Source organism: Barrientosiimonas endolithica (genome assembly GCF_030296655.1).
Taxonomy (GTDB): domain Bacteria; phylum Actinomycetota; class Actinomycetes; order Actinomycetales; family Dermatophilaceae; genus Barrientosiimonas; species Barrientosiimonas humi.
In genome coordinates, this window is record NZ_AP027735.1 from 854,235 (window position 1) to 866,770 (window position 12,536).

Here is a 12,536-nt window from a genome sequence, read left to right on the forward strand (position 1 = left end):
CGCGCGCTCAGCGCTCGCCGCCGGGCACCCACGGCACGTCGCCCTGGGGCAGGTTGGCGACCCGTCCGAGGATGAACAGCAGGTCGGAGAGCCGGTTGAGGTACTGCGCGGTCAGCGGGTTGACCCCGCCGACGCCGCGCTCGCTGCCCGCGGGGGCGACCTCGGTGCCGTACTGCTCGATGGCGGCCCAGGTGGCGCGCTCGGCCCGGCGGACGACCGTGCGGGCGACGTGCAGCTGCGCCGCGGCGGGGGTGCCACCGGGCAGGATGAACGAGCGCATCGGCTCCAGGCCCTCGTTGTAGGTGTCGCACGCCTCCTCCAGCGCGTCGATCCACTCCTGCTGCACCCGCAGCGGCGGGTGCTCGGGGTTCTCGACCAGCGGGGTGCACAGGTCGGCGCCCACGTCGAACAGGTCGTTCTGCACCCGGGTGAGCAGCGCGCGTACGTCCTCGGCCACCTCGGTGGTCGCGAGGACCACGCCGATGCTGCTGTTCGCCTCGTCGGTGTCGGCGTAGGCCACCAGCCGAGGGTCGGTCTTGGACGTGCGGCTGAAGTCGCCGAGCGCCGTCGTGCCCTTGTCGCCGGTGCGGGTGTAGATCCGGGTGAGGTTGACCATGGCGACGATCGTCGCAGACCCGTGACGAGATCGTGACCGCAGCACAGGGCAACTCGTGGGCTCGCCGTGCGTCAATACGCATACACGCGACGGACGACGATCGGGGACGTGATGCGGGGGCACACGGCGAGGGACCAGGTCACGGCGACGATGGATGTCGAGGGCATCACGCTGCAGGGCAGTCTGGGGGTGGCGACCGCCGCCGACGTGCGCGCGCTGCTGCACACCGCGATCGACACCGGCTCGGGCGACCTGGTGCTGCACCTCGGCGAGGCCGAGGTCGAGGACGCCACCGGCCTGGGCGTGATCGTCGAGGCCCACCGGCGGGCCCGGCGGGCGGGGCGTCAGGTGGTCATCGCCGACGCCACGCCGCGCATGCGCCGGCTGCTGCGGGCCACGAAGCTCAGCCGGATCATCCCGACGGCCCCGGTGGCCGAGGCCGTCGCGGTCGCCGGCCCGGTCCCGGCCTGAGCCGGGTCGCCCGGTTCGCCGGGCCCGGCCGGGTCACCCCACGGCGGTCGCTGCGGCCCGGCGCGGGTCGCCCGCGGCGCTGAGGTCGCCCTCGCGCGACACGAGCGCGCCGCCCACGCCGCCGAAGTACATCGCGACCGGGTCGTGCACGTTGCTCGGCCAGCCCAGGGCCTGGACCGCCGCGTCGATGCGCGGGTCGGGCTCGTGCTCGACCACCACCTCGTCGCCGGCGAGCACCCGCAGGTGCAGGCGCGGGTGGTCGATGGCCTGCTGCAGCCCCAGCCCGCCGCACAGGAACCACGCGAGCGTCTGCTGCAGCGCGGTGGTGATCCGGTCGGCCCCGGGGCTGCCGACCGCCAGGGTCGAGCCGTCGGGGTGGCGCGCGGTCGTGGGGGCCATGTTCGACGCCAGGCGGGTGCCCGGCGGCAGGGCGTGCACCCCGTGCCGGTTGAGCTCGGGCTCGCCCAGCGAGTTGTTGAGCAGCAGGCCGGTGCCCGGCACCGTGACGCCCGAGGAGTATCCCGAGGAGGCGGTGATCGCGCAGGCCAGGCCGTCGGAGTCGACCGCCGACACGTGGGCGGTGTTGGGGGAGCGGGGGACGCGGTTCAGCGACAGCGCGTCCAGCGAGGCGAGCAGCTCGGGCCCGGCCACCTCGAGATCGGCGGCGGTGTCGAGGTTGTCGCGGCGATAGGTCAGCACCTCCCGCTGCACCCGGGCCAGGGTCTCCGGGTCCGGGGTGCCGTCGCCCATCAGGCGCAGCATCGTGGCCAGCACCGGGCCGCCGATCGACGGCGGCGGGTTGGTGGCCACCTGCCAGTCGCCGACCGCGCTGAGCGTCGCGGGGCGCACGACCACCTCGTAGTCGGCGAGGTCGGCGCGGGTGACGAGCCCGTCGAGCTCCTGCAGGTGGTCGGCGATGCGGTGGGCGAGGTCGCCGCGGTAGAGCGGCGCGGTGCCTTCCTCCGCCAGCTGCGTCAGCACTCGGGCCATGTCGGGGTTGGTCAGTGCCGCCCCCGGCCCGTGCGGCACCCCGTCGTCGGTGAGCGCGGCCCGGGTGTCGGGGTCGAACGTGAACAGCCCCTCGCCCACCTGCTGCAGGTAGCTGCCGGCGGCCGCGCCGACCCGCCACCCGCGGTCGGCGACGTGGATCGCCGGCGCGAGCACCTGAGCCCACGACGCTCCGCCGAACATCTCGTGCGCGCGCTCCATCGCGGCGAACGCGCCCGGGGTGGCCACGGACCCGGCGCCCGCCTGGATCTCCATGCCGCCGGCGTAGTCGAGCCAGACGTTGCGCACGCCTCGGCCGAACCGCTCGGGCGGCAGTCCGCGCCCCGGCATCTCGGCGTTGCCGTCGACGACCACCGGGTCGCCCTGCACCGGCCAGACCGCGACGAACGCGCCGCCCATCGCACTGACGATGCCGGGCTCGCTGACGAAGGTGACGGCCATGGCGGCCAGGGCCGCGTCGACGGCGGTGCCGCCGAGGGCGACGGCGTCGACACCCGCCTGGGCGGCGAGGGCGTTGGGGGCGGCCACGGCCGTACGTCGTGCTCGGGTCATGCGGGCGATTCTGCACCGTAGGTTGGACCGACCATGACGACATTCACCACTCGACCCACGCTGGCCGGAACCTTCGGGATGGCCGCGAGCACCCACTGGAGCGCGACGGCCACGGCGATGAGCGTGCTGGAGCGGGGCGGCAACGCCGTCGACGCGGCGTGCGCCGCGGGCTTCGTGCTGCAGGTGGTCGAGCCGCACCTCAACGGCCCCGGGGGCGACGCCCCGATCATCGTGTCGGTGCGCGGGGAGCGACCCCGCGTGCTGTGCGGGCAGGGCGTCGCCCCGGCGGGCGCGTCGGCCGAGCGCTACCGGGGGCTCGGGCTGGACCTGGTGCCCGGCACCGGCCCGCTCGCCGCGGCCGTCCCCGGGGCCGTCGAGGCGTGGCTGGTGCTGCTGCGCGACCACGGCAGCTGGGCGCTGCGCGACGTGCTCGACCACGCCATCGGTCTCGCCGAGCGCGGGCACCCGTTCCTGGAGCGGGCGAGCGGCACGGTCGCCTCGGTGCGCGACCTGTTCACCGAGCACTGGCCGACGTCGGCGCAGGTGTGGCTCCCCGGCGGCGCGGTGCCGGCCCCGGGGCGGTTGTTCACCAACCCGGCGCTGGCCGCGACGTGGCAGCGGGTGCTGCGCGAGGCCGAGGCCGCCGGCGCCGACCGCGAGGCGCAGATCGAGGCCGCGCTGCGCACCTGGAAGACCGGCTTCGTCGTCGAGGCGATGGTGCGCACCGCGCAGACGCCCGCGATGGACTCCAGCGGCGAGCCGCACGCCGGCGCGATGACGGCCGACGACCTGGCCGCGCCGCAGGCCCGCTGGGAGGACACGGTCGACGAGCGCTGGGGCGACTGGACGGTGCACAAGGCGGGGGCGTGGAGCCAGGGCCCGGCCTTCCTGCAGCAGCTGCAGCTGCTGAACGACGTTGCGCCGCAGGACATCTCGGACTTCGACCCCGACCTGATGCATCGGCTGGTGGAGGGCACCAAGCTCGCGCTGGCCGACCGCGACGCCTGGTTCGGTGACGCCGCGCCGGTCGACGTCGCCGCGCTGCTCGACCCCGGCTACGCCCGCGCGCGGGCCGGGCTGATCGGCGAGAAGGCGTCGGGCGAGTGGCGGCCGGGGCAGCCGTACGGCCGGGAGGCGCAGCTGCCCGCGCACGTCCGGCGGTTGCTGAGCGGCGACGCGGTGCCGGTCCGGGGCGCGGGCGCGGGCGAGCCCACCGTGCAGGACCACGCGGCCCCGCAGGTCGACCGCGTCGGGCGCACGGCCGGCGACACGTGCCACCTCGACGTCGTCGACCGCTGGGGGACGATGGTGTCGGCGACGCCGAGCGGCGGCTGGTTGCAGTCCAACCCGGTCGTGCCCGAGCTCGGCTTCCCGCTCGGGACCCGGCTGCAGATGACCTGGCTCGACGAGGGGCTGCCGAACACCCTGACGCCGGGCCGTCGGCCACGCACGACGCTGAGCCCGTCGATGGCCTCGCTCGGCGGGGTGCCGGCGATGGCGTTCGGCACGCCGGGCGGCGACCAGCAGGACCAGTGGTCGTTCCACCTGTTCCTGCGGGTGGCGGCCGGCCACGCGCGCACGGGCGAGCTCGACCTGCAGGGCGGCATCGACGCACCCGACTGGCACACGGACGCGCTGATCGGGTCGTTCTGGCCGCGGGCGTACGTGCCGAGATCGGTCGTGCTGGAAGCGAACCACGGGCCGGACGTGGCTGCGGCGCTGCGCGCTCGCGGGCACCAGGTGACCGTGGGTCCGGCGTGGTCGGAGGGCCGGCTGAGCGCGGTGGCGCGCGACCCCGAGACGGGGATGCTCTATGCCGGTGCCAACCCGCGAGGGATGCAGGGGTACGCCGCCGGGCGCTGACATTCGGGTCCGTAGGGAGGTTCCTCGGGGGTCCTGCTGGTGGTTGGCTGGCCGGCATGACGACGCAGGTCACCTTGCAGGTCGACGGTGCCGCACGCACCGTCGACATCGACGTCCGGACCACCCTGCTCGACGCGCTGCGCGAGCGGCTCGGCGAGACCTCTCCGAAGAAGGGCTGCGACCACGGGCAGTGCGGTGCGTGCACGGTGCTGCTGGACGGGCGCCGTCACCTGACCTGCCTCAGCCTCGCGATCGACCACGACGGGGCCGAGATCACGACCGCGGCCGGGCTCGCCGACGGGGAGCGGCTGCACGAGGTGCAGGAGGCCTTCGTCGAGCGCGACGCCCTGCAGTGCGGCTACTGCACCCCCGGCCAGGTGTGCAGCGTGGTCGGCATGCTGGCCGAGGTGCGGGCGGGGCAGCCCAGCTATGTCAGCCCCGACCTCTCCGCCGCGCCGGAGCTGGACGAGGCCGAGGTGCGCGAGCGGCTGAGCGGCAACCTGTGCCGCTGCGGGGCCTACGTCAACATCTGCGCCGCCGCGCTCGACGTCGCCGACGCCGACGTGGACGCGGTGACCGAGGAGGTGGCCGGATGAGCGCCCCGACGTATGCCCGCCCCACCTCGCCCGACGAGGCGGTCTCGGCGGTCGCGGACGACCCGAGCGCGGTCTTCCTCGCCGGCGGCAGCAACCTGGTCGACCACCTCAAGCTCGGCATCGTCGCGCCCAGCACGCTGGTGAGCGTCGCCGGTCTGGGGCTGGACGAGATCACCGAGCAGGACGGCGGCCTGCGCGTCGGCGCCCGGGTGCGCAACAGCGACCTGGCGTCGAATCCGCAGGTGCGCCAACGCTATTCGGTGCTGTCGCGGGCACTCCTGTCGGGCGCTTCCGCGCAGATCCGGCACCAGGCCACGACCGCCGGCAACCTGCTGCAGCGCACCCGCTGCGTCTACTTCCAGGACCGCACGGTGCCGTGCAACAAGCGCGAGCCGGGCTCGGGCTGTCCGGCGCTCGAGGGCTACGGCCGCTACAACGCGGTGCTCGGCGCCTCCGACCGCTGCGTCGCGGTGCACCCCTCGGACATGGCCGTCGCGATGCTCGCGCTCGACGCGCAGGTGGGCGTGCTCGGGGCCGGCGGCGCGCGGTCGCTGCCGATCGACGAGCTGCACCGGCTGCCGGGCGACGACCCGTCGCGCGACACCACGCTCGAGCACGGTGACCTGATCACCCACGTCGACCTGCCCGCCCAGCCCGAGGGCGCCCGCTCGGACTACGTCAAGGTGCGCGACCGAGCGTCCTACGCCTTCGCGCTCGTGTCGGTCGCGGCGAGCCTCACCGTCGACGACGACGGCACGGTCACCGACGTACGCGTGGCGTGGGGCGGCATGGCCCACAAGCCTTGGCGCGCAACGCTTCTCGAAGATGCGATGGCAGGAGGATCGGTGACCGCGGAGAACGTCCGGACGGCCTGCGCGCGCGAGCTGGAGCAGGCCTCGCCGAGCCAGCAGACGGCGTACAAGCTGCCGATGGTCACCGAGGCCACGGCGATGCTGCTGACCAAGCTGGCCGCCGGCGAGGAGTGGACCGATGAGCGAGGCGACCCTGCCCGAGCAGATCCGGGCCCACGCGATGGGCCGGCCCGACCGGCGGCGGGACGCGCGCCTGAAGGTGACCGGACGGGCGACCTACGCCGTCGAGCACGAGACCGACGACACGCTGCAGGCCCACCTGGTGCTGTCGACGGTGGCCAAGGGCGCATCCGGCAGATCCACGCCGACGAGGTGCGCGAGCTGCCGGGCGTCGTCGACGTCGTCGACCACACGAACGCGCCGCGGGTCGCGAGCGACGCCGACCCGGAGCTGGCGATCCTGCAGGACGATCGGGTGCACTATCGCGGGCAGGTCGTGGCCGTGGTGCTCGCCGAGACCGCCGAACAGGCGCGGGCGGCCGCGCAGCAGCTGCGCGTCGACTACGACGAGGAGCCGGCACGCACCGAGTTCGACGCGGACTCCGAGGGCTACGAACCGGATTCGGTCAACGCAGGGTACGAGACCGCCACCGACAAGGGTGAGGTCGACGCGGCTCTGCGCACGGCGGCGGTGGTGGTCGACGAGACCTACCGCACGCCGTACGAGCACCAGATGCCGATGGAGCCGCACGCCACGCTCGGACGGTGGCGGGGCGAGGGGAGACCGACGAGGACCAGCCGACGCTCTGGCTCTACGACTCCACCCAGGGCGTGCACCCGGCGGCGTCGACGGTGGCCGAGCTCATGGGGCTCGACGCGGCCGACGTGCGGGTCACCGCGCCGTACGTCGGGGGCGGCTTCGGGTCCAAGGGCCTGCCGCACCCGCAGGTGGCGACGGTCGCGCTGGCGGCCAAGAAGCACGCCGGTCGGTGGGTGCGGCTGCCGGTCACCCGGCAGCAGATGTTCACGGTGACCGGGTACCGCACGGCCACCGTCCAGCACGTCCGGCTCGGCGCCGACTCCGACGGCAGGCTCACCGCGGTCGACCACCGGGTGCTCGAGCAGACGTCAGCCATCAAGGAGTACGGCGAGCAGACGGCAGAGGTGACGCGGCACGTCTACGCCACGCCCAACCTGCGCACGGCCCACCGGCTGGTCGAGCTCGACGTGTCGGTCCCGACCTGGATGCGGGCGCCCGGCGTCATGCCCGGGATGGTCGGTCTCGAGATCGCGATGGATGAGCTCGCCGAGCGTTGCGGGATCGACCCCATCGAGCTGCGCCGCCGCAACGAGCCCGAGGTCGACCCGGAGTCGGGCAAGCCGTTCGGCCACCGTCGGCTGATGGAGTGCTTCGACCGGGGAGCGCGCGAGTTCGGTTGGGAACAGAGGGCTTCCGAGCCCCGACAGACGCTCGAGGGCGACTGGTGGGTGGGGCTCGGGGTCGCGACGTCGACGTATCCGGCGCACCCCGCGCCGGGCAACACCGCGACGGTGCGGTCAGAGCCGGGGAGCGCTACACCGTCGCGATCGGCGCCGCCGACATCGGCACCGGCGCCTGGACGGTGCTCGCCCAGATCGCTGCCGACGCGCTCGAGGTCGACGCCGACCGGGTGGAGATGCGCATCGGCGACACCCGCGACCCGAAGGCCACCGTGGCGGGCGGCTCGACCGGCACCAGCGGGTGGGGGTCGGCGATCGTCGCCGCGGCGCTGGCCTTCCGCAAGGAGCACGGCGACACCCCGCCGCCGGGGCTCGAGGCGACCGCCGACGCGGCGAGGAACCCGGCGTACAAGACCTTCTCGCTGCACTCCTTCGGCGCGCAGTTCGCCGAGGTGCGGGTCAACCGCTGGACCGGGGAGATCCGGGTGCCGCGGATGCTCGGGGTCTTCTCGGCGGGGCGCATCGTCAACCCCGGCTGGCGCGGTCACAGCTCATCGGAGGCATGACGATGGGCATCGGCGCAGCGCTGTTCGAGGAGTCGGTGCGCGACCCCCGCTTCGGCCACTTCGTCACCCAGGACCTCGCGAGCTATCACGTCCCGGCCCACGCGGACATCCGCGACGTCGAGGCGGTCTGGTTGGACGATGTCGACCCGCGCGCCAACCCGATGGGGCTGCGCGGGGTCGGTGAGATCGGCATCGTCGGAGCGACCGCTGCGGTGGTCAACGCGATCCACCACGCCACGGGCGTGCGCGCCCGCAGCGTCCCGGTCACCGCGGACGAGCTGCTGCCCCGTTCCTGACCGCTCGGTACCACTCGGTCTCGATACGCGCTCGCCCAGCGGCTCGCGCTGCTCGACCAGCGTGGGCTCGCGGTCAGAACAGGCGGGTGGTGGCGTCGTCGATGCCGCGCAGCTCGTCGTAGTCCAGCGTCACGCACCGGATCCCGCGGTCGGTGGCGAGGGTGCGGGCCTGCGGCTTGATCTGCTGGGCGGCGAACACCCCGCTGACCGGGGCCAGGTGCGGGTCGCGGTTGAGCAGCTCGAGGTAGCGGGTCAGCTGCTCCACCCCGTCGATGTCGCCGCGGCGCTTGATCTCGACCGCGACCGTCGCGCCCGTGGGGTCCTTGGCGACGATGTCGACCGGGCCGATGGGGGTCTGGTACTCCCGGCGCACCAGCGTGTAACCCTCGCCGAGGGTGTGGATGTGCTCGGCGAGCAGCGCCTGCAGCTGCGCCTCGACCCCGTCCTTGACCAGGCCCGGGTCGATGCCGAGGTCGTGGCTGCTGTCGTGCAGCACCTCGTGCAGCAGGATGCGCAGCCGGTCGTCGGACTTGGCGTGCTGGACCTGCCAGCACTGGCGTACGCCCTCGGCACGTTCGTCGTCGGTCGGCTCGACCTCGGCCATCGCGCACGGCGGCGCCATCCAGTTGAGCGGCTTGTAGGAGCCGCCGTCGCTGTGCACCAGCACCGACCCGTCGGCCTTGACCATGAGCAGCCGGGTCGCGAGGGGCAGGTGGGCGGTGAGACGGCCCATGTAGTCCACGGAGCAGCGGGCGATGACGACACGCACCCGGACAACCTACCGACCGCCCGCCTTGGAAGACTGGCCCCCATGAGTGATGAGCGCACGAGCGGCATCGACCGCGTCGGAGTGGTCGGGCTCGGCACCATGGGTGCCGGCATCGTCGAGGTGTTCGCCCGCGCCGGGCTGAGCGTCGTGGCAGTGGACGGTACGCCCGAGCTGGCCGAGCGCGGACGCGGCTTCCTGGAGAGGTCGACCGGCAAGCAGGTGCAGCGCGGCCGGCTGAGCGAGGCCGACCAGCAGGCGCTGCTCGAGCGGGTCACCTTCGCGCACGAGCTCACCGCGCTCGCCGACGTCGACCTGGTGGTCGAGGCCGTGCCGGAGCGGATGGAGATCAAGCACGACATCTTCGGCACGCTCGACGGCATCGTGCGCGACGACGCGATCCTGGCCTCCAACACCTCGAGCCTGTCGCTGACCGAGATCGCCGCCGCGACCGCGCGCCCCGAGCGGGTCGTCGGCATGCACTTCTTCAACCCCGCGCCGGTGCTCAAGCTCGTCGAGGTGATCACCACCATCCTCACCGACGAGGCCGTCGTCACGAGCGTGCGCGACCTGGCCGAGCGGCTCGGCAAGAAGCCGGTCGTCGTGCGCGACCGGGCGGGCTTCGTCGCCAACGCGCTGCTCATCGCCTACCTGGCGCGGGCGATCCGGACGTACGAGACCGGTCACGTCACCCGCGAGGACCTCGACGCCGCGGCGACCGCCGGCATCGGGCTGCCGATGGGGCCGCTCACCCTCAGCGACCTCATCGGGCTCGACGTGGTCAAGGAGGTCTGCGACGTGCTCTACGCCGCGACGCACGACCCGGCGTCGGCGCCGCCGGCTCTGCTGCAGCAGATGGTCGCGGCCGGTCGGCTCGGCCGCAAGACCGGTCGCGGGTTCTACGACTACGCCGACGGCGCCCCCGAGACCCCGGCCCCCGAGGGAGAGGTGGTCACCGCCGACACCCCGGAGGCGCTGGCCCAGGCGCTCGCCGCCGACGGGGTGCGGGTCGAGCTGCACACCGAGTCGCCCAAGGGCCGACTCGCCGAGATCGTCTGCGGCGCAACGGCTTCCGAGGCCGACGTCGCCAAGGCGCGGGCGAGCCTCGCCGCCGCCGGGCTGGTGCCGGTCGTGTCGCGCGACCGGGCCGGGCGGGTGCGTGACGCGCTGCTGCTGCCGCACGTCAACGAGGCCGTGAAGATGCTCGACTCCGGCTATGCCTCGGCCGAGGACATCGACACCGCCATGACCGCCGGCTGCGGCTACCCCGAGGGCCTGCTGCAGATGCTCGACCGCTGGGGCGCCCAGCGGGTGCTCGAGGGGCTGCGGGAGATGACGGCCGAGACCGGCGAGCCGGCGCTGCACCCCTCGCCGCTGCTGGTCGAGCACGCCGCCACCGGCCGCCCGTTCCGCGGCTGAGCGATGCCGCGGCGCAACCGCCCGAAGCGGACCGAGCCACGCGGCGATGTGGCCCGGGCCTTCGGCGGGGGCACCCGGCGCGAGGCGTACGCCGGTCGCACCTACGAGGTGCGCTCGGTGCGCGGCAACGACGCCGGGCGCAGCTATGTCTGCCCCGGCTGCCAGTCGCAGGTCAGCAGCGCGGTGCCGCACGAGGTCGTCTGGCCCGCCGACGGGCTGGGCGACGTGAGCGATCGCCGGCACTGGCACACACCGTGCTGGCGGGCGCGCGACCGCAGGCCGCCCCGGGGGTCGTGGCGCTGAGTGGGCTCGCCCCGAGCGCTCAGGCGTGCGCCTGGCGCGGCACCAGCACCTCTTCGTAGAGCAGCAGCAGCCCCGCGGCGATCGGGATCGCCAGCAGCGCGCCGAGCACCCCGAGCAGCGTGCCGCCGGCCAGCGCCGCCACGACCGTGACCGCGCCGGGCACCGACACGGTGCGCTGCATGACGCGCGGGACGATGACGTAGTTCTCGAACTGCTGGTAGATCAGGTAGTAGATGCCGACGACCAGCGCCGTCTGCGGCGAGACGAAGAACGCCACGATCGCCACGATCACGGCGCCGATCGTCGCGCCGACCATCGGGATCAGCCCGAGGAAGCCGACGACCACCGCGAGCACCGCCGCGTAGGGGACGCCGAGCAGCGTCATCATCACCCAGCTGCAGACGGCGTTGATGCTGGCGACGATGACCTGGCCGATGGCGTACGACCCCGTGCGCCGCATGATCTCCTCGGCCAGCGACACGAAGCGGGGGCGGCGGCTGGCCGGCACCATCGCGTAGACCGCGCGCTTGACGGTGGGGAAGGAGGCGAGGAAGTACAGCGTCAGGATCAGCACGGTGAACGCCTGGAACAGCCCGCTCGCGACCGCCTTGCCGGCGCCGAGCACGCCGCCGAAGACCTGGCTGACGAACGCGCCGTCGGTGGTCTTCTCGGTCACCTGCTCGTTGATCTTCTGCCCGATCTGGTAGTCGTGGTCGAGCTGCTGCACCCACTCCTGCTCGGTGAAGCTCTCGGCATAGCTCGGGGCGTTCTCGACCAGCTGCGTGGTCTCCTTGATCAGCGGCGGCACCACGACCCACGCGAGGATCGCGAAGACGCCGACGAGCCCGAGACAGACCAGGGTGACCGCGAGCGAGCGCCGGGCGCCGCGCCGCTCCAGCGCCTCGACGATCGGGTTGAGCGCGAGGGTCAGGAAGAACGCGACGAGCAGCACCGTGAGCGTGGTCTGCAGCTCGGTCAGCATCTTGACCAGGCCGTACGCCAGCGCCACCCCGATCGCGGCCGTGAACCCCAGGTAGAGGGGAGTGGCGGTTGAACGCCTTCCCCAGCTGCCCGTACGCCGTCGCCGCCCGACGCCCGGACGTCGCGTGGGCCGCTCGGCTGGCTCCGTGCCCGCCGGCCTCAGCGGCCTCGTCGTCGGTCGCCTGTCCCGCGCTGGCTCGTCCCGCAGCCGGCTGCCTCGCGTCGTCCCCCGCGGCGTCGTGCTCCGCGGGGTCGTGCTCCGTCGCGTCGCGCTCGACGGCGTCGCCGAGCTCGGTGCGCCCCTCGTCGGGGTGGTCCGCGCCGGTCCGGCGGGCGTCGTCGACGGCTGCGGTGCCGGGGACGTACATCTCGTCGGGGTCCGCCGGCCCCGTCGGCCCCCGCTCACCGGGTGGGTGTCGGGCCGCTGGATGCGGTTGCTCTCGCGCAGCGTCTGCAGCTGCTGCTCCTGGAACTGGCGCCAGCGGCGCATCGCGTCGCCGGGCCGGTACCCACGGCGCGCGGCGCCCTCGGCCTGGGCGTCGGTGCCGGACCCCGGCCCGGTCCCGGAGCCGTGCTCGCCCGCGGGGGTCGCCGCGTCGTCGATGGGCTGTCCGGGGCGCTCCACGGAGAGGCGGATGCGCGGCAGCTGGGGACGGGGCAGGCGCGGCACGACGGCGACTGTGCCACACCCGGGCAGGGACACACAGTGTCCTTGGGGGTGATGTCGTCAGGTGCGGCCCGGCCGCGCGCCGGGTGCTCGCGCGGTGCCTGCGGAGGGCAAGACTTACAGTGGTGCAGGTCACGCCCTCGCGTGCACCCACGTCACCACCGCCGTCGCTGGAGGCTCT

9 protein-coding genes and 3 pseudogenes are annotated in these 12,536 nt (G+C 74.0%); 8 read left to right on the forward strand and 4 right to left on the reverse strand.

Features of this window, described 5'->3' with window-relative positions:
• Positions 1-7 precede the first annotated feature (7 nt).
• Complete coding sequence (locus QUE40_RS04415; protein WP_289232426.1) at positions 8-616, reverse strand: cob(I)yrinic acid a,c-diamide adenosyltransferase; 609 nt, start codon at positions 614-616, stop codon at positions 8-10.
• A 150-nt stretch (positions 617-766) separates the two neighbouring features.
• On the opposite strand from QUE40_RS04415, the gene QUE40_RS04420 reads away from it, so the two are divergent.
• Positions 767-1,087 carry an STAS domain-containing protein gene (locus QUE40_RS04420; protein WP_142007391.1) on the forward strand — a complete coding sequence of 107 codons (321 nt, stop codon included), beginning with the start codon at positions 767-769 and terminating at the stop codon, positions 1,085-1,087.
• A 33-nt stretch (positions 1,088-1,120) separates the two neighbouring features.
• Here the strand turns inward: QUE40_RS04420 and QUE40_RS04425 are convergent, their stop codons facing one another.
• Positions 1,121-2,647, reverse strand: a complete 1,527-nt coding sequence (locus QUE40_RS04425; RefSeq protein ID WP_142004577.1) for a gamma-glutamyltransferase — start codon at positions 2,645-2,647, stop codon at positions 1,121-1,123.
• Between the two features lie 33 nt (positions 2,648-2,680).
• Between QUE40_RS04425 and QUE40_RS04430 the strand changes: the two genes are divergently transcribed.
• The 5 genes and pseudogenes from QUE40_RS04430 (at position 2,681) to QUE40_RS04455 (ending at position 8,219) form a co-directional block, all read left to right on the forward strand.
• Positions 2,681-4,510: a gamma-glutamyltransferase family protein gene (locus QUE40_RS04430; protein WP_289232427.1), complete on the forward strand. Its 1,830-nt coding sequence runs from the start codon at positions 2,681-2,683 to the stop codon at positions 4,508-4,510.
• Positions 4,511-4,566: 56 nt separating this feature from the next.
• Positions 4,567-5,106, forward strand: a complete 540-nt coding sequence (locus QUE40_RS04435) for a 2Fe-2S iron-sulfur cluster-binding protein (protein ID WP_289232428.1) — start codon at positions 4,567-4,569, stop codon at positions 5,104-5,106.
• Positions 5,103-6,626 (forward strand): annotated as a pseudogene (locus QUE40_RS18870) (FAD binding domain-containing protein); the annotation flags it as partial. The gene QUE40_RS04435 and the pseudogene QUE40_RS18870, both read left to right, overlap by 4 nt.
• Positions 6,627-6,748: 122 nt before the next feature.
• A pseudogene (locus QUE40_RS04450) lies at positions 6,749-7,207 on the forward strand (molybdopterin cofactor-binding domain-containing protein); the annotation flags it as partial.
• A 332-nt stretch (positions 7,208-7,539) separates the two neighbouring features.
• Positions 7,540-8,219: pseudogene (locus QUE40_RS04455) on the forward strand (xanthine dehydrogenase family protein molybdopterin-binding subunit).
• 73 nt (positions 8,220-8,292) lie between these two features.
• Here QUE40_RS04455 and nucS read toward each other — a convergent pair.
• Entirely contained in the window at positions 8,293-8,988 is a 696-nt protein-coding gene (gene nucS, locus QUE40_RS04460; RefSeq protein WP_142004582.1) for an endonuclease NucS, read from the reverse strand.
• Between the two features lie 42 nt (positions 8,989-9,030).
• Here nucS and QUE40_RS04465 point away from each other — a divergent pair, with 42 nt between their 5' ends.
• Complete coding sequence (locus tag QUE40_RS04465) at positions 9,031-10,404, forward strand: 3-hydroxyacyl-CoA dehydrogenase (protein WP_142004583.1); 1,374 nt, start codon at positions 9,031-9,033, stop codon at positions 10,402-10,404.
• A gap of 48 nt (positions 10,405-10,452) precedes the next feature.
• Positions 10,453-10,707 carry an Rv1322 family protein gene (locus QUE40_RS04470; RefSeq protein WP_338070548.1) on the forward strand — a complete coding sequence of 85 codons (255 nt, stop codon included), beginning with the start codon at positions 10,453-10,455 and terminating at the stop codon, positions 10,705-10,707.
• Positions 10,708-10,726: 19 nt separating this feature from the next.
• Here the strand turns inward: QUE40_RS04470 and QUE40_RS04475 are convergent, their stop codons facing one another.
• On the reverse strand, positions 10,727-12,358 hold the full coding sequence (locus QUE40_RS04475; RefSeq protein ID WP_289232429.1) for an AI-2E family transporter: 1,632 nt from the start codon (positions 12,356-12,358) through the stop codon (positions 10,727-10,729).
• Positions 12,359-12,536 lie beyond the last annotated feature (178 nt).